The 17,420-nt window shown below is 53.3% G+C and carries 8 protein-coding genes; 5 read left to right on the top strand and 3 right to left on the bottom strand.

Translation table 11 applies throughout. From position 1 onward, the window contains the following. Positions 1–29: 29 nt before the first annotated feature. Together VE954_RS08480 and VE954_RS08475 are read right to left on the bottom strand one after the other, a co-directional pair. A complete protein-coding gene (locus VE954_RS08480) occupies positions 30–266 on the bottom strand; it encodes a hypothetical protein (RefSeq protein WP_324951648.1) in 237 nt (78 codons plus the stop codon). Positions 267–398: 132 nt separating this feature from the next. Beyond that, positions 399–1,595, bottom strand: a complete 1,197-nt coding sequence (locus VE954_RS08475) for a hypothetical protein (RefSeq protein WP_324951646.1) — start codon at positions 1,593–1,595, stop codon at positions 399–401. A gap of 596 nt (positions 1,596–2,191) precedes the next feature. On the opposite strand from VE954_RS08475, the gene VE954_RS08470 reads away from it, so the two are divergent. From VE954_RS08470 to VE954_RS08450, 5 genes are all read left to right on the top strand, one after another. Continuing rightward, positions 2,192–3,454: an adenylosuccinate synthase gene (locus VE954_RS08470; protein WP_324951644.1), complete on the top strand. Its 1,263-nt coding sequence runs from the start codon at positions 2,192–2,194 to the stop codon at positions 3,452–3,454. 161 nt (positions 3,455–3,615) lie between these two features. After that, positions 3,616–4,398: a dienelactone hydrolase family protein gene (locus VE954_RS08465; protein WP_324951642.1), complete on the top strand. Its 783-nt coding sequence runs from the start codon at positions 3,616–3,618 to the stop codon at positions 4,396–4,398. A gap of 24 nt (positions 4,399–4,422) precedes the next feature. Continuing rightward, the gene (locus VE954_RS08460; protein WP_324951640.1) at positions 4,423–8,934 is read left to right on the top strand and encodes a DEAD/DEAH box helicase; all 4,512 of its coding nucleotides are present in this window, start codon (positions 4,423–4,425) and stop codon (positions 8,932–8,934) included. A gap of 168 nt (positions 8,935–9,102) precedes the next feature. Beyond that, on the top strand, positions 9,103–11,592 hold the full coding sequence (locus VE954_RS08455; protein WP_324951638.1) for a zinc-dependent metalloprotease: 2,490 nt from the start codon (positions 9,103–9,105) through the stop codon (positions 11,590–11,592). A 120-nt stretch (positions 11,593–11,712) separates the two neighbouring features. Next, on the top strand, positions 11,713–14,493 hold the full coding sequence (locus VE954_RS08450; protein WP_324951636.1) for a 7TM diverse intracellular signaling domain-containing protein: 2,781 nt from the start codon (positions 11,713–11,715) through the stop codon (positions 14,491–14,493). A gap of 62 nt (positions 14,494–14,555) precedes the next feature. On the opposite strand, the gene VE954_RS08445 is transcribed toward VE954_RS08450, so the two are convergent. After that, positions 14,556–17,189 (bottom strand): TonB-dependent receptor, encoded by a 2,634-nt coding sequence (locus VE954_RS08445; protein WP_324951634.1) that lies wholly within the window; start codon positions 17,187–17,189, stop codon positions 14,556–14,558. Positions 17,190–17,420: the final 231 nt, after the last annotated feature.

Genomic DNA, 17,420 nt, shown 5'->3' with positions numbered 1-17,420 from the left:
TGACGCCTGACCAGCACTCGGCTCAAAATCTAATGTTGGAAGGTTCGATGCCTGTCCGTGGTCCGACGCTGGCTCGTGGTTCGATGCCGGTGCGTGGTCCGATGCCTGACCTTGGTCCGACGCTTGGCCTTGGTCCAATGCCTGACCTTGGTGCGACGCCTGGCCTTGGTGCGACGCCTGACCTTGATCCGATGCTTGGCCTTGGTCCGATGCCTGACCCGGGTCCGATGCTGAGTCGGATTCGGAAGGGCATGCGCGTTCAACAAGCTTTAGTCTGGGTACTCCCAGCTCGCTCCGTTCTTTCTCGCGCTGACGCCTATCCCGGCGCCTTCGATTTATCTCGTCCCTGTTAGCTTGGTAGTATCGATTGTCTCTGGCTTTGCGGCCTTGGGCTTTTGTCATTGAACTGCCTCCGCCACTTGGTATTTTTTGCAGTAGCGACTATAGAGGTCGAGGCAGTGACCGAAGGTCAGCTTAGACAGAGCACTTTCAATTATTGCCAGCTCACGGACCTGCTGCTCTGAGATTTCTCCCTGGGCCATTCTCGTGATTTCAGATCTTAGTTCCCGCACGTTAGTCGGGACAGGTTGGTTACAGGCTGTACCGACTCTGCGCTTTGCAGAATTTATGGGCTCCTGAAGGAGATGCTGCACAATAACATCAGTTACGTTGCCAAAGTTCTGCGATTTATTTCTGATGAAATCGGGGATTTCGGACAGAAGGCTATCGAGATCACACTTGCTTTCGACCCTTGTAAGGGCTTTAGTGGCTTTATCGATGATTTCCGATCGATTCTTGAGGGCGCAGTCGATGCCGCTGAAGAGAAAATTGATGCTCTTGGCTCGTGCCGCAATATATGGATCGGATGCGATCGGAAGGAGTTTTTCCATGAAATGGACCTCGTTACCACCGGTCCTAACGTAGTCCCGATAAAACTTCTCCTTCTCACGTTGTGAAACAGGAATCTTAACCAGTTTTTCCCAGGCACGGATAATGGTATCGACCTCGCGCTTTATCTCAAATCGATTTCGACTATCAGAAGAACTGATTTCTCTTTGGCTTTCGTTTGGGCTTTCAGGAAGGGAATTAGGCAACGCCACAGACAGAGGGATACCTTCAGATGCAAGGCATTCCTCTTTTCCCGAAAAAGTGGTGGGGTGTTTGGCAGGAAAAGAAAAAGAATCTCCGACTGCTCGCTTTCTATTGCTCGAAATTTGTTCGCGACTGCTTAGAACATTGTCAAAAAATTGAAAAGCACGTGAAGAGAGAAAATAGTTATTGGACGATTGCTCAAAATGCCCGCGGTCGTTCAAAAAGAGCACTGCATCAATTTTGATATAGCCTTTTGACTGAAGCGCTCTGAGTCTTTTTCGAACAGTGGATTCACTGATTTTTGTTGCTAGGTGAATGGTAGAGATTGAAGGAAAGGCAGGATGATCGACAAATTTCTTATCGAAAGGCATGAGTGACCCTAAATAGGTCAGGATGGAATGCTCATAGTGGTCAATGTCAGAGGCGTGATCAAACGCGCGTAAGTAGCGCCCACCCTGATAGACCCTGTGTCCCAGAGGATAAACATTGTGCAAATGTGACATTATTCCCTCAATTCATGAGGGAGACCGGCAGGTGTTGAAAAGCGGACGTGTCCGTACTAATCTCCAAACGGAGCGTCGGGGTCTGCTTTGTCGTAATTGCCAGGCTCCGGGTTCCCGGAGGCAGAAGCTCCAACTTCTGTCTCCACCAAAAAGCCAACTGCACCCTACGATATTTCCTTCGTGAAAAAATTCACACTGCAATCTTATGATTTTTAGAAAATATTTAGTAGAAGCCATGAAAATCATGAGACTCATGCGTTTCACGATTTCAATTTAGTGACATCATCTATTGAAGTCTGCGACCAATTGCGACCAGACTTTGAAAACAATGGTGGATAACGAGAGATATCGGTGCACGAAGGAGAATAATGGCAAGGGTTTAAGATAATTCAGATTTTCAACAATTTCAGTGAATTGAGTGCTTACTTGGCGAAACAGGCTCCTTTTCGACTGAAATAGCGAGGCCAGAATCCGTAGTGTATTGGACCACCATGCTATACCATGGTCCGCACCCCAGTTCCAGTGGACAGCCAGGCATTCATCAGCTAAAAAGCCGATGCAAAGCAGAAGAACGCCAACAGCAGGAAGGGTATCCCATGGGTAACGTGACCATCCTCGTCGGAGCTCAGTGGGGCGACGAAGGCAAGGGCAAGTGGATCGACATCATGGCCGACAGCGCGGACATCGTTACGCGCTACCAGGGCGGCAATAACGCGGGACATACCCTTTACGTAGACGGCCAAAAAGTAGTTCTCCATCAGATCCCCAGCGGCATCTTTCATCCCGGCAAAATTAGCGCATTAACGACAGGTGTGGTGGTAAACCCGTATCAGCTGGTGGAAGAGATGCGGAAAGTCAGTCCATTTGTGACCCTGACTCCCGAGCGGCTGTGGCTTTCCGCCCGTGCCCATGTCATTTCCCCTTGGCACATTCATCTGGATGGTAAAAAGGAATCCGAATCCTCCCAGCCCATCGGCACGACCAAACGCGGTATCGGCCCCACCTATGCAGAGAAGGCCAACCGTACCGGTCTACGCCTCGGTGACTACGCGAACCCGGCTCGACGGGAACGCTGGTATCAGATGATGCGACAGAGCGCCCAGGGTTTTGGCACGCATCAGGAAGTGTATCGCGAAGATTGGGCTCGTTTCGAGGACGCTGCCACGCAGCTGGCTCCGTTCATCTGTGACGCCGAAGTCCGCATACGTGCGGCCATCGAGTCCGGCAAACGCATTCTGCTGGAAGGCGCCCAGGGTGTTTTGCTCGACATCAATCATGGCACCTACCCTTATGTCACCAGCAGTGAGACCGCAGCTGGTGGTGCCTTTGCCAGTCTTGGTTTTTCGCCGAAACGCGTAGATAAAATTTACGGCGTGGCCAAGGCTTATGTCACACGTGTTGGCGAGGGCGCGCTTCCTACCGAATTGAAGTGTGAAACCGGTCAGCTCATTGCCACCCGCGGCAAGGAATTCGGTGCCACCACGGGTCGTCCACGTCGCTGCGGTTGGCTGGATGCTGTCGCCCTGCATTACAGCGCGCAGATCAGTGGCTATGATGGAATCATTCTGAACAAGATGGATATCCTTACCGATTTGCCTGAAGTCAAAGTCTGCGTGGCTTATGAACATCCTGAACTCGGTCGCATCGAAGATTTCCCATGGGACCATGAGGTGCTGACCGCGTGCAAACCCATTTATAAAACATTCGCCGGCTGGAAAGAGGAGATGCCTCGCACCGGTCGCATGTCTGATTTGCCCGTTAATGCAAGAAAGTATGTGGAAGGCGTGGAAGAAATTCTCGGTTATCCCATCAGCATGGTCGGTACCGGCGTGAATCGCCAGGATGCACTGTTTCGCTAAATCTCGCTGAATTTCCGGAACCTCTGTGGAATCTCCGGCCCCTCTGTGGAACCTCTGGGACAGCACTCGCTGTCCCACATTACCTCTTGCCTGCTGCAAAAAATTCTGCGAACGTCTTCCCATACAATTTTCCAGGTTCATGTGGGAAAGGACAAAACATTATGAAACGTTTCTCTCAGTTGCTTGTATCGGCTGTCTTCCTCGCGCAGAGCGTCATGGGGTTTGCGGCAGTGAAAACCAAAACGGTGGAATACAAAAAAGGCAAGGATGGCTTTGAAGGTGTGCTGGTCTATCCGGACAACGCCAAAGGCAAGGTGCCTGGCATTCTTATGATTCATAACTGGATGGGCGTCACCGACGAAACCAAAAAGCAGGCCTCGCGCATGGCCGAGCTTGGCTATGCGGTCTTTGCCGCCGACATTTATGGCAAGGGCATCCGGCCTAAAACTCCCGAAGAAGCCGGAAAAATCTCGGGCTCCTATCGCACCGATCGCGCCCTTTTCCGCGAGCGTCTGAAACTTGGTCTTGATATTCTGCGCGGACAGAAGGAAGTGGATACCAATAAAGTCGTGGCTGTCGGTTACTGCTTCGGCGGAGCCGGTGTCATTGAACTCGCACGCAGTGGTGCAGATATCACAGGTGTGGTGAGTTTCCACGGCGGTCTCGATAGTCCAACGCCAGCGGACGGTAAAAATATCAAAGCCCGCGTTCTCGCCCTGCACGGCGCTGACGACCCTTATGTAAAACCGGAAGATCTGGCCGCTTTCGAAAAAGAAATGCGCGACAACAAAATCGACTGGCAGCTCTATAAATATGGCAATGCCGTTCATAGCTTCACAGAAATGAGTGCCGGCACGGACCCTAGCAAAGGTGCCGCGTACAATGCCGCAGCCGATGCTCGTTCCTTCGAAACCTTCAAGGATTTCGCCAAGGAAACCCTCTAATTTTTCAACCCTCGGGGTGGCGTCATGGTGAGCAAGGATCGTCGTTTGGCTTTAACCGTTGATATCCCCCCCGAACCAAATCTGGCGCCAGCGCTGCAGGGTTTTCATCCGATATTGCAGCGTTGGTTTCAGCAAAAGTTCAAAGAACCGACCCCCGCCCAGCAGCAAGGCTGGCCCCTTCTGCAGCAGCACCGCAATACTCTGATTGCCGCGCCCACCGGGGGCGGTAAAACCATGGCGGCTTTTTTTGTAGCGATCGATGATCTCTTTCGCCAGGCCGTCGATGGGGGTCTGGATAAAGGCATCCAGGTCCTTTATCTTTCCCCTCTGCGCGCGCTCTCGAATGATGTGAAGAAAAATCTGGAGCAGCCTCTGCAGGAAATCATGGAAGCGGCCAAAGCTTCGGGCCTGCATCCGGATCCGATCCGCATCGGCCTGCGCACGGGGGATACGTCCGCGACTGAACGGGCCCGTATTCTGCGCGATCCTCCGCATATTCTGGTGACCACGCCTGAGTCCCTATTTTTAATGCTGACTTCAGGTAAAGCGCGCACGATTCTGCGGTCCATCAAATCCGTGATCATCGATGAAATTCACGCCCTGGCCCGCGATAAACGCGGCTCCCATTTGAGTCTGAGCCTCGAACACCTCAATTCCATCTGCGGTCGTGCTCCGGTTCGGATCGGTCTGTCGGCCACTCAAAAGCCACTGGAGACCATCGCTCAGTTTTTGGTCGGCGGTACGGAAAAGCCCAGGCCCTGTGAGATCATCGATGTTTCCAAACAGCGTGAGGCCGACCTGGATATCATGGTGCCCGATCTGCCCCTCGGCGCCGTCTGCAGTCATGAGATGTGGGCCGAACTTTATGGCAAACTGGCAAAAATGATCGAGTCGCATCACAGCACTCTTATTTTTGTGAACACAAGGCGCATGGCCGAGCGCATTACCTTTCAACTCAGTGAAATGCTCGGCGAGGATGCCGTGGCGGCTCATCACGGGAGTCTTTCCAAGGATAAGCGCCTGATTGCCGAGGATCGGTTGAAGAAGGGCGAGATCAAAGCGATCGTAGCCACCGCTTCTCTCGAACTGGGTATCGACGTGGGGACCATCGACCTCGTTTGTCAGATCGGGTCGCCGCGCAGCATTGCAGCCTTCGTTCAAAGAGTGGGCCGCTCCGGTCACGCGCTGGGACTTAAACCCAAAGCTCGTTTGGTTTCGCTCACCCGCGATGAACTCGTGGAATGCCTCGCGCTGATGCGCGCCTATCGCGAAGGCACGATGGATAGCATCGAAATTCCCGAGGTTCCATTCGATATCCTGGCCCAGCATATAGTCAGTCTGGTGGCCTGCGAAAATCGCCGCCCGGATGATATTTTCAATCTGTGTCGGGAAGCCTATCCCTTTCGCAACCTGCAGCGCGTGGACTTCGATAAAACGCTCGATTGGCTGGCTGAAGGTTTAGGTTCAGCCACCCGACGCGGCGCTTATTTGCATTGGGATAAGATCAATCATGAATTGAGGCCACGCCGCAACGCACGCCTCGCCGTGGTGATGTCAGGTGGTGCGATTCCTGAACAGAATGCCTATCGCGTGATCAATGGGGACGATCAATCGTTTGTCGGGACTGTGGATGAAGAATTCGCCGTGGAAAGCACCAAGGGTGACGTCTTCCTGCTCGGCAATCATTCGTGGCAGATTCAAGGCATGAAAGGGGACACCTTACTCGTGCGTGACCTGCATGGAGCACCGCCGACCATTCCCTTTTGGAAAGGGGAAGCCGGTGGCCGGACCTTTGAACTGTCGCAGGAATTGAGTCGCCTGCGGACTGAGGCGGATGCGATCCTGAGTGCGCAGGAAACTCCGGAATGGCGCGAGCCGGATCCCAAAAAGGATCCTGCCCTGTGGACATCCTACCGACAGCCTTTGCAGGACTTTCTGACCAAAACATTTATTATTGATCCGGCGTTGGCCCAACAGGCTGCGGATTTCCTTGCGGCGCAGAAGATTGCGCTGGGTGTGTTGCCGACCCAGGATCGCGTGGTTTATGAACGCTTTTTCGATGAAACCGGCGGCATGCAGCTGATCGTTCATGCGCCCTTTGGCAGCCGCGTGAATCGTGCCTGGGGTCTGGCGTTTCGCAAAAGGTTCTGTCGCGGTTTCGATTTTGAGCTGCAGGCCAGCGCCACGGATAACGGCATTCTTCTATCCGTGGGACCGAACCAGAGTTTTCCTTTGGAAGCGATGTTCAAAATGCTGAACCCGCAAAACGGTCGATCGGTCCTGATTCAAGCCCTGCTGGATGTGCCCATGTTTGAAATCCGCTGGCGCTGGAATGCGACGCGGGCTCTTGCCGTCCTGCGCATGAAAAGCGGCAAGCGGGTGCCTCCGCATCTGCAGCGTTATCAGTCGAATGATCTTCTGACCGCAGTCTTTCCCCAGCAAACGCAGTGTTTCGAACACCGGACCGGAGATCTGGAAATACCGGATCATCCCCTTGTACGGCAGACGGTCCAGGACTGTCTGCAGGAAGCCATGGACTGTGTCCGCTTCGAACAGGTGCTGACCAATATTGCTGCGGGAACTGTGGAACTTCTGGCCCGAGATACCCGGGAACCCTCCCCTTTCTGCTATGAATTGATTCATGCCAATCCCTATGCGTTTTTGGATGACGCCCCGCTCGAGGAACGACGCATTCGCGCCCTGGCCACCCGCCACCGATTGGAGCCGCAGGTCTTCAATGATCTGACCGCGCTGGATCCCGGCGCCGTTTCCCAGGTTGTGAGTGACGCTTGGCCTCTGATCCGGGATCCGGATGAACTTTATGATGCCTTGAAACAGCTCGTGCTTTTTCCACTGGATGAGATCCAGTTTTATCAAAGCATGCTCGGTGAGCTGCAGAAAAAAAATCGCGCGCGCATCCTCACGTTGGGCGAGAAAAGTTTTGCCTACGCCTATGAGCTGGAAGCCGAGATTCAGCTCCTTTACGCCCAACATTTCGCCACGCAGAATGTGGATTTGGAGGCCCAGCAGAAGGCCATGCTGCAGCTGCTGCGGGGTCAGCTGGAGTGCCTGGGGCCTTTGACAGAATCGGCCTTATCAGCAAGACTTCTTCTGCCAGAACACGAAATTCTGGCCGGTCTGCAGCAACTCGAAAGTCTTGGGATTATTCTTTCGGGTGTCTTCAGCAAGCACAACAGTGGACGCGAATGGTGCGAAAGGCGACTTTTGCACCGCATGCATCGGCTCACCATTGAAGGCCTGCGCGAACAGATTCGTCCGGTTTCACGCGCCGTGTATCTGCGTTTCTTAGCCCGTCATCAAAGGGCCGCCCCTGAACATCGCTGGTCCCCGCATGATAACCTGATGCCGCTAATTGAAATGATGCAGGGTCTGGAGCTGCCCGCCAGTGTTTGGGAAAATGAAGTCTTCATGACCCGCGTGCAGGGCTATCGCGGTCGCGAACTCGATGCTCTTTGTCAAAGCGGACAGGTGGTCTGGGGCCGTATTCATGTCGCCCCACCCAAAGGTGAGAAGACCAACAAGAATCGCCTGCTGAGCCGCACTACCCCGCTGAGCTTTTTAACACGGACAGGACTGGGTTGGGTCATCCCCCATTCCCGTGAACTCCTCGTCGACCGACTGAGCGACAGCGCGAAAAAAATCTGGCTGCTGATGGAACAGCGCGGCGCTCTATTTTTTGACGAGATCAGCGCTTTGGGCAAACTCCTCCCGACCCAAATTGAAGACGGCGTCAGTGAACTCATCAGCATGGGTTTTGTTTCGACTGATAGCTTTGCCTCGATTCGCCCTTTGCTCAATCCCGATCGCAAGGCGAGACAGCCGGCCTCCGTTCGAGATGCCAGGCAGGTTCGTTACGAAACGGATTTTCGCAGCGGAGGCCGCTATGCACCCTTTGCTTTGCATCGACTGCCTTTGAGCCAGGAGGGACGTCTGGAGCAATGGGCCTGGCAGCTTTTGAAACGATACGGAGTTGTGTTTCGCGACCTTTTGCGCAAGGAATCACTGGCGCCGACCTGGGGTGAACTCGTGGTCGTTTATCGCACCCTGGAAGCGCGCGGGCTCATTCGAGGCGGACGCTTCGTTGAAAAAGTTGGAGGCGAGCAATTTGCTTTAAAAGAAGCGATTGATGCTCTACGGAGCTGTCGTGATGCACCACCTGATGCTGAATTTATCATACTCACCGCCGCGGATCCCCTCAACTGGATGGGCATACTCAGTGATGATCCGAAGCTGGCGTCGCAAGCTCGTCATCGCGTGGCGCTGTGGTCAGGACGTTATGTGGCTTATCGGGAAGCCGGTGCATGCCACATCATGGACGAAAGTTTAACCGGCGATCAACGCATGCGCGTGGAACGCGCTTTGCGGCTCAATGGACTGTTCCGTCATCACGATCCTTTTTTGAAAGAACCCGCGATAGCCGAGAAACAGGGCGACACACTGGGGCGTGACGAGCGCGGGCCAAGGCCTTTGATCCAGAACTGGCGCAAATTTCTGGCCGGCAATGATTCGGATTAAGAAGCGGGCGAGTATTTAGCCCGTTTCCCCCTCCTTCCACAAGTTCCAATTCTTCAAGATCGCGCCTGCCAAAAATCCTTTTCCGTTGGCTGACTGGTCGGTTAGTACTTCACTCAATCGATGCTTTGAATTTTTTAAAAGTCACCATCTCTCGGAAAGGAACTCACCGTGAAGTTACTCCTGTCATGCGGGTTATTCAGCATCTTGCTGTTGGCCAGCGCCTGTTCCCAGGAACGTCGCAGCGTGCAAGCGGATCCCGCCATTCAAAATTCATTCACTGTCGTGGATCCTCTGAGTTCAGCCGCGGCCGGCAATTTGGGAATGACCGATCAGAAGCTGATCAGCCTTAAAAAATCCGCACTGGACAAGGAATTTTTGTTGCAGGCTTCCATGATGCGACAGATCCCAATGCCCACAGCCAACGGTCTGAAGAGCCGGATTGTGGCCTTCAAACGTTCCGGTGACGCCCTTTTCATGATGGAAGCGACTCAGGGTCATGTCATCACCCAGGACCTGCCTTCGCAGCTGATACTTGCCAGACTGCCGATCATCACCGAAACCGAAACGGAAGTCATACTTGATTTTAGTGAGGGTATGGCCGCGACGTTTGTCGCCGGGGATTGGTATGGTTCTGATGATGGGGCTTCCTACGTGAAGACGTTCAAGGGCGTGGATGTTAAATCCAGCTTTATCGAAACCGCCACGTTTCATGGCAATGCCCTCAGCATCAGGCAGATCGCTCAGGTCATCGGCACTCAACTCGATACCGTGGAAGTGAAATATTATCTGGAGCCTTATCATCCCAGCTCCACGTTCGTGAAAACTCCGGGTCAGTCGCTCGACGTCTTTGGTTTCTTCCAGGTGGCGCCGCTCTATCAATCCGAGAACGGCACCGGTGTTCTGAACACCTATGCCAGCAAATGGGATTCCTCGAAGCCTATTATTTACGCGATTTCCGCCAATACACCGCCTGAGTATGTGGAAGCCGTGCGTGACGGCATTCTGTACTGGAATCGCGCCTTGCCTACGGCTCCTCTGCAGGCAGTGGTGGCACCGCAAGGGGTCAGTGCTCCTGACTATGACCACAACATGGTGCAGTGGGTCCCCTGGGATACAGCAGGCTATGCCTATGCCGATGCGCAGATGGATCCGCGGACGGGCGAGATTCGCCATGCCCAGGTTTTCATGACCAGCACCTTTGCTGTTTCAGGCGCGTCCCGGGCCAAAGCTCTCCTGAAAAGTCACCCTGGCAAGCAGAAGGCTCTTGAGACCGCCTTTGGGATGGCCGGCATGGTGCAAAAGCCTCTGTGTAACTTCGAGCTTCAGGATAATTTCCTGACCGCCATGGAAAATCTTGTGCGGGACAATGCGCCAGACACTGAATTTCTGCGTATTTCCCAGGACTATATTCGTGAAGTCGTCGCTCATGAAATTGGGCATACGCTCGGACTTCGGCATAACTTTGCCGGCTCGCTGGCCGCCACCTATAAACTGGAACAGCGGGCGGCCCTCGTTGCCGACTATGTAACCCAGGCGAAAATTCCGGACAATCTGCAGCCGGCATCCTCGGTGATGGAATACCAGGTTTTCGAGGAAGCTGCGATGACAGGTCACATTATTCACAAAACCAAACGTATGCTGGACTATGATCGCATGGTCATGGATGCCTTGTATAACGGCACCCAGTACGATCCCAAGGATGTCCCGCTGTTCTGCTCCGATTCCCAAAGGGATCACCTCGACTGCCAAACTTTTGACCTTGGCCAGAATCCCATCGAATCCATTGCGTTCGACGTCGATCAGCAGGAAACCAACCTTGTACAGAATCTTTTCAACAGCATTCTCAAGGCCAAGCGGTTGAATAAGGACCCCGCCCTTTTCGTGGACTCCTGGGCCTCGCGTCTGCTGAGTAGCCGTTTTGAGCTCCTGACTCTGACAGCTAACGAAACTCCTTTGATCCAGGTTCGACGCAAGTACAAGAATCCGGATGACTATTCACACGAAAAGATGGTCGCTGAAGAAAAAACTATGATGCAGCAGGCTTTGCAGGCCCAAGGCGGCTGGGACAAAATGCTGGCATTGCCCACTGAAAGAGAGCTGAAGAATGTTCCCTTTGCTCTACGCAAGCTTATGCTGGGGTATCAGGAAACTCAGGCCGACCAGACACTGACCTTCAGTTTGGAAGAGCAGCAGCGCTACGAAACCCTGATGCGTGATTTTGTTGAAAGATTGCATCAGGCCTTACCCGAGGCTCAGTGGGAAAGTCTCTCCATGGCCGCGACACCTCTGGCCAATAACCCATTCACCGATGACCTCCTCAGTTGGATCGGTCAAGAGGCACGCGGACTGCTTTTGACCACCAACGGCGTGATTCCCGCCAAACGCTATCTGGAGGATGGCACAGCCGTGGATCTAATGCTTCCCGCCTTTTCCGCGAATCCGGAATTGCGTCTGCAGGTGGTCAATACCTTGGCCAAAATTCCTGTCGAAGCCACGTGGAAAGTCGGCGCCATGAAGGAAAGCCTCCGTGACGACCTTCGCGAGATCCTCGATACTTACCTGTCTGAAAGCAGCACCATCAAATATAAGGACCTGGATGCCGCCGCTCAGGAATGGCGAGCTACCGAACAAGGCTTGATTCGGACCCTGTCCTACTGATTCACTCAGCCGGTCCTTGATGGGGCCGGCTGCCGCCCTTCGCATCCATGGAACCTTTTCTCAAGAAATTCGCTGAAATGTCGAATAATCTGGGGCGACATTTCGGTGGAGGTCTTGATCTTGTGGTTCATTCGCCAAATCCTGCTGTTTTTCCTGGCTCTGCCGGGCGGTTGGCTTGCGCTTGAAAACGTGTCCGCGGCCGCAGCATTGCCCTTCGAAATATCAGATCGAATGGATGGCCAGCCTCTCGGATTGCACTTTGAAAAACTGGAAGATAAGGACTGGCGTTTCACATTCGATGATGTTCGGCGCATCGAGGCTGAGGCAGGCCTTCAGCCTTCCCATGAAAAGGCTCCGAACTTCGGACAGAATCCGGCCCATCAATGGATAAAATTCACACTCCATAATCCAACCGATCACGCCATCGTCACTCTGCTTGAGAACAAATTCACGCTTGTTGATGAATTTACCCTTTATTATCAGGACACCAATCAGCAGTGGAAAACAAAAAGGGCTGGTGACCAGGTTTCTTTCGCGGAACGCGACATTCAAACTCGCCAGACAGTTTTTCGTTTCGTATTGTCTCCGGGAATCCATCATTTTTATGCGCATTCCATGACGGAAGGGGCCCATCAGGTACCGCTGCACATCTGGACTCATGACGAGTTTTTTAGCCACAATGCGGCTGAATATGGGTTTATTGGGATTCTGATCGGCTTTCATGTGGTGATCTGCCTTTACAATCTTTTCCTCTTCTTTTCTTTGAAAGATCGCACCTATCTTTTCTATGTGGCCTATGTCACGTTTAACCTCTTCTACCAGTATTCAGCTCTTGGACTTCTCCAGCAGACTATGAGCCAACTGGCCATCGCTGAAACGGCATCCAATGGTTGGCTCATTGTATGTGTCGATCTAGTCTCCAGTACGGCTTTGCTTTTCAGCTTTCATTTCCTGAATATCAAAGAGCGTCTGCCGCGATTTATTAAGGTGTACTACACCATCGGCATTCTCGATCTTGCCAACATCCTGATCACAATGTTTATCTCCGTCCGCCTTGGCACTTTGATTTGTTTGGCAACAGCGTCGTTGACCACCTCATCCTTGATTCTGTCCGGTTTCCTCATTTCAAGGAAAGGCTACCTGCCGGCCATCTTCTATCTCGCCGGCTGGGGCTGCTATCTGTTTGGAGTCACCGGTACCGTGACCAATCTCCTGGGCCTCCTGCCGACCAATGATTTCACCCGCTGGGGTCAATTCACGGGCGGTGCGCTGGAAATCGCGATTCTCTCGCTGGCGCTGGGAGCCCGTATCAATGAAAAGCGGCGTCAGACCCTCGACATGATCACGAGCCTCAACGAGGATCTGGAAGATAAGGTCAAAGAACGCACGAGTGAGATTCAATCGCTGCTTCTGCATATCCCGCAGGGTATCCTCTCCATTGGACCCAACGGTCTGATTGATGCTAACTATTCAGCCCAGCTTCCGAAAATCCTGGGCATCGAGCTTATCGCAGGGGAAAGTTTTCGCCAGGTTGTGCTCGAACATTCGACGCTCTCGGATGATGAAAAGGATCAGGCTTGGCAAACCATCATGGCTTCGCTTGGGGAATCCCGATTGAGCTTTGAACTGAACGTCGATAAGCTTCCCCATCAGCTGCATTATGCCGTCAGTGACGTTAAAAAAGTGGTTAACCTGACCTGGAACTTCGACCTCAACAGCAAGGACGAGATCAAGCACATCCTGGTGACTCTTCTGGATGTCAGTTCAGAAGTTGCGGCCCAGCAGGAGATCGCCCGGCAGAATCAGGAGTTCGAAATCATCCGGCAACTCGTCGATAGCGGCGCTAAAAAATCCATCCAGTTTTTCAATGCCGGCGATCAACTCATCGAAGAAAATGAGCGGCTTATTCGGGCCCCGGTGATGGACCGCGACTCGATCAAGATTCTTTTCGTCAATACCCACACTTTGAAAGGTGCCGCTCGCACCTTGCAGTTCCGGGAGTTGGCCAACGCTCTTCATCAGGTGGAAAGTTACTATTCGGCTATCATCAAAGAAAATCAGGCCCTCGATCAGGCACGAGCCCTGCGGGAATTTCTAGCCGCGCGGTCTGTCTACCAACGCTATTATAAGGCCAACCGTGACATCCTCGGCCGCACCGACGACGTGAAAAAAGTTTCTGTTGATCGGGATTTTTTGCATCAGAACGTCAAATTTCTCCGTCATCTCTCGGATGTCGACGTCCTGCCTTTCGAACTCAGGGACGTGATCCACACCTGGCGCCATGAGCTGACGCAATTGATTTTCATGTCCATGCCGATGATCCTCGATGACATCATGCAGCAGAGCGAAAAGATTGCCAAGGATCTGGGCCGTGAACCGCCCCGTGTGCAATTGGATGCGGACGATATTCTGGTGAGCTACAGCCAGGAATTGGCCTTGAAAAATGCCTTCATCCACATGCTGCGCAATGCTCTTGATCACGGCATCGAAACCCCTCGTGCTCGGCTCGATAAGGGCAAACCGGCCCAGGGAACGATTCAGGTCAAAGCCTGGGAACAAAATGGAACCATTCACCTGGAATTCAAGGATGATGGCAAGGGTCTGCCTTTGGGCCGCATTCGAGATCTCACCAAAGTCGATGCGCAGACGAAGCCTGACGTGCTGGCGAGCAGGATCTTTGAAGCAGGCTTTTCCACGGCGGAAACCGTTTCTCAAATGTCCGGCCGTGGCATCGGTCTCGGTGCTGTCAGGCAATTTGTCGAGGCGGAAAAAGGCACTGTCACGATCAAACTGGGTCGGCTGATCCAGGCCGAAGGGGAGTTTTACGAGTTTTCGCTGCACTTGACCCTGCCGGCGAACGCATCCGCAACCGGACCTCTCGCGACATCCATAGCCAGCTAAACCAACCATAAAAAAAGGCGCAAACCTCGCGGTCTGCGCCTTCCTGTTTTGAGCAGAAAATCTTAGAGCTGGATACCCCAACGAGCGTAGTAGTAACGACCAATCAAGTTGTGCGTACGCGCATCGATGTTATCGTTGGCCGCAGCATCCGTGACAGGTGGTTCCTTATCTGTCACGTTGTTGATACCAACCGAGAAGCGGCCGTATTCCACCAGATCATAACCAGCACGAAGGTCAAAGGTCGACCAGGCAGCCAGAGTGGGGTAATCGAAATCACTGCCAGCATCCAGTTCGGTGACGTGGTTGGCGGTCGCGCCGAAATCAAGACCAGCGTTCGACCAGCCCAGGTCCAGGAGGCCTTTCCACTTGGGAATCGAACCGCGGCCACCGGAAGCGGTGTCGGTATACTTGCCGACGACGTTTTCGAAAGGTGCCGACGAATCCGCCTGGTTCATGTACTTGATGTAATGACTGGCGAGCAAGCTGAAGGTATACGAACCGGTGGGTGTCCCACGCAGAGCGTAATCAAACGCCAGGTCAACACCTTCCACTTTACGTGAGGCCAAGTTCAAAGCAATGGCTTCGATCCGGGTGATGTTGTTAGCGGCATCAAGCTGAACCTTGTCAGCGAACAAACCGTTTTGACGGAACTGGTCTACGACAAACTGCGGATTGGTGTCGATCGCGTTTTTGGTTTCGATATTGAAATAGTCAGCCTTGGCATTGAAATTCGCAATCGAATACGTAACGCCGTAAGTATACGACTTGGATTTTTCAGGATCCAATTCGGTATTACCACCCTGCAGAGCCAGGAACTGGTTGATATCTTCATCCGCTTGCACGGCGCAATTGCCAGGGACCTGGCAAGGATCGCTCAGACTCGCAAAGTTTTCCTGCTGACCCTGGAAAAGTTCCACCAGAGACGGAGCACGGAAACCAGTCGAATAACTTCCGCGGAAAGTCAGACCTTCGAAGGGACGGATCTTCACACCAAATTTAGGGTTGGTCGTGGTTCCGAAGTCGCTGTAATCCGAATGACGAGCGGCGAGGTTGACCTCGGCGAGATCCGTCAGTGGTACAGTCAATTCAACGTAAGCTTCCTTGATGTCACGATCACCTTCGGTCGATTTCACGTTGGTGCTACCGATGGTATTGTACTTCTCGGCATTCGGATCGGACACACTGTTGTATTCTTCTGTCCGTCCTTCAACACCAAGAGCCAATCCGATTTTACCCAGTGGAGTTTCCGCCAGCTCGCCGACAAAGTTCACGGTCACCGAGTCGACTTCAGTTTTCGTATAGTTGGTGGCGTCGATGCGCAGCCAATCCATCATTTCGTCGGTCAAACTACCGTCTGGACCAAGGATATTCACAGGCACGCAACCCAGGCTGGCCAGCGCCGTGCAGTTGGCGGGATCACCGATTCCCAGCTGCAGGTTGGTCTTGTTCACGAGGTTTTGCGTGGTGGCGCGGGTTTTGGAATCACCGTGGTTATAGGCCACATCCCAATCCCAGGAGTCCGCGATTTTACCTTGGACGCCGGCAACAGCGCGGAACGTGTTCGAGTCCGCTTCCGATACGCGCGGACCAAGCTGAAGGAAGCGCTTTCTCACGTCGGTGAGGGGCACACCGAATGTGTTGAACGGATTGTTCGCTGCCACGACCAGGTCACCCGTCTCGTTCGACAAGAAGAGAGGTGTGGGAGCCGAGTTATACCGGCTGAGGGTATTGGTGAAAGTGGTTTCAACAAAGCCTTTCAATCCTGGGGTCAGCAGATAGTCACCGCCCAGGAAAATGCTCCGGCGATCCTGCGACATGATCGCGTCCGTAATGGACGAGAAATTGTAGCGATCGGCCGGGGTATAGGGACGATACGTACCATCTGGGTTCGCAATCAGGTTATCGGTAGCGGTGATCACATGCGCGTCCGGGGTTGCGGAGCTGGGACCGAGAGCGTCTTTCGACACGTCGCGATCGCGGGATTTCACAGAACCCTGGCTATAAACGTTAACGCCGAGGAGCAAACCACCTTTGTCATTGGTCGCGCCATAAGTCAGATCCATGGATTTGGTTTGGAGGTCACCACGGGACGCCTGGCCCACGTAAACGCTAAAATCCAAACCATCCCAGTCTTTCCGGGTGATGATGTTGATCACACCAGCGATGGCGTCAGAACCGTAAATGGCGGACGCACCGTCCTGCAGAACTTCGATACGCTCGATGGCAGCCACCGGGATCGAGTTCAAGTCAGGGCTATTGCCAAAGGCGTCGAGCGGGAGACGGCGACCATTCAAAAGCACCAAAGTCGACGAAGGATCCAGACCGCGGAGAGCGATATTACCGCTACCGTCACCACCACCGTTAGTCGATGTGGTGGTCACCGAGTTACCAATGGCCGCAGGCAAAGACTTGACGATATCCGTCACCGTTTGTTTACCGGTGGCTTGAATTTCCTCTTTGCCCAGAATCGTCAAAGGCGCGGCGGCATTCATGTCCACGCGCTTAATGCGGGTACCGGTCACAGCGATGACTTCAGTTTTTTTGTCGGTCTGTGGCTTTTTGGTTGTCGTGGCAGCAGCTTCCGTAGGCTTGGTTTCGTTCCCCTGCGGCTGCGCGGGCGTTGCGTCCTGCGCATGCGCTGTGACCAGCGATGACAGAAGCACAACACTTATTGCGCTAGCGATGGATGGCTTCATCGTAACTCCCTTAATTTGGTGAATCCTGATAACTGTCGCCGGCTTTGGTATATACGGATAATTTCTATAGGTGAAGATCGTGTAAAATGCACCATGCACATGAGAGGAGCGTCATCCCTATGCGGACTGGCGTTGATCCCTCGACCCTGTCCCGGTTGCGTTCAAAAAAGCCCACAAAGCCTTGCTGGTAAGGCGTTCAGGGTTTTTCGCAGGGTGGACAAGCAGAATTAC

The organism is Oligoflexus sp. (genome assembly GCF_035638955.1).
In the GTDB taxonomy this organism is placed as follows: Bacteria; Bdellovibrionota_B; Oligoflexia; order Oligoflexales; family Oligoflexaceae; genus Oligoflexus.
Note: the sequence above shows the minus strand (reverse complement) of the source record. Positions and strands in the feature narration are given on the sequence as shown.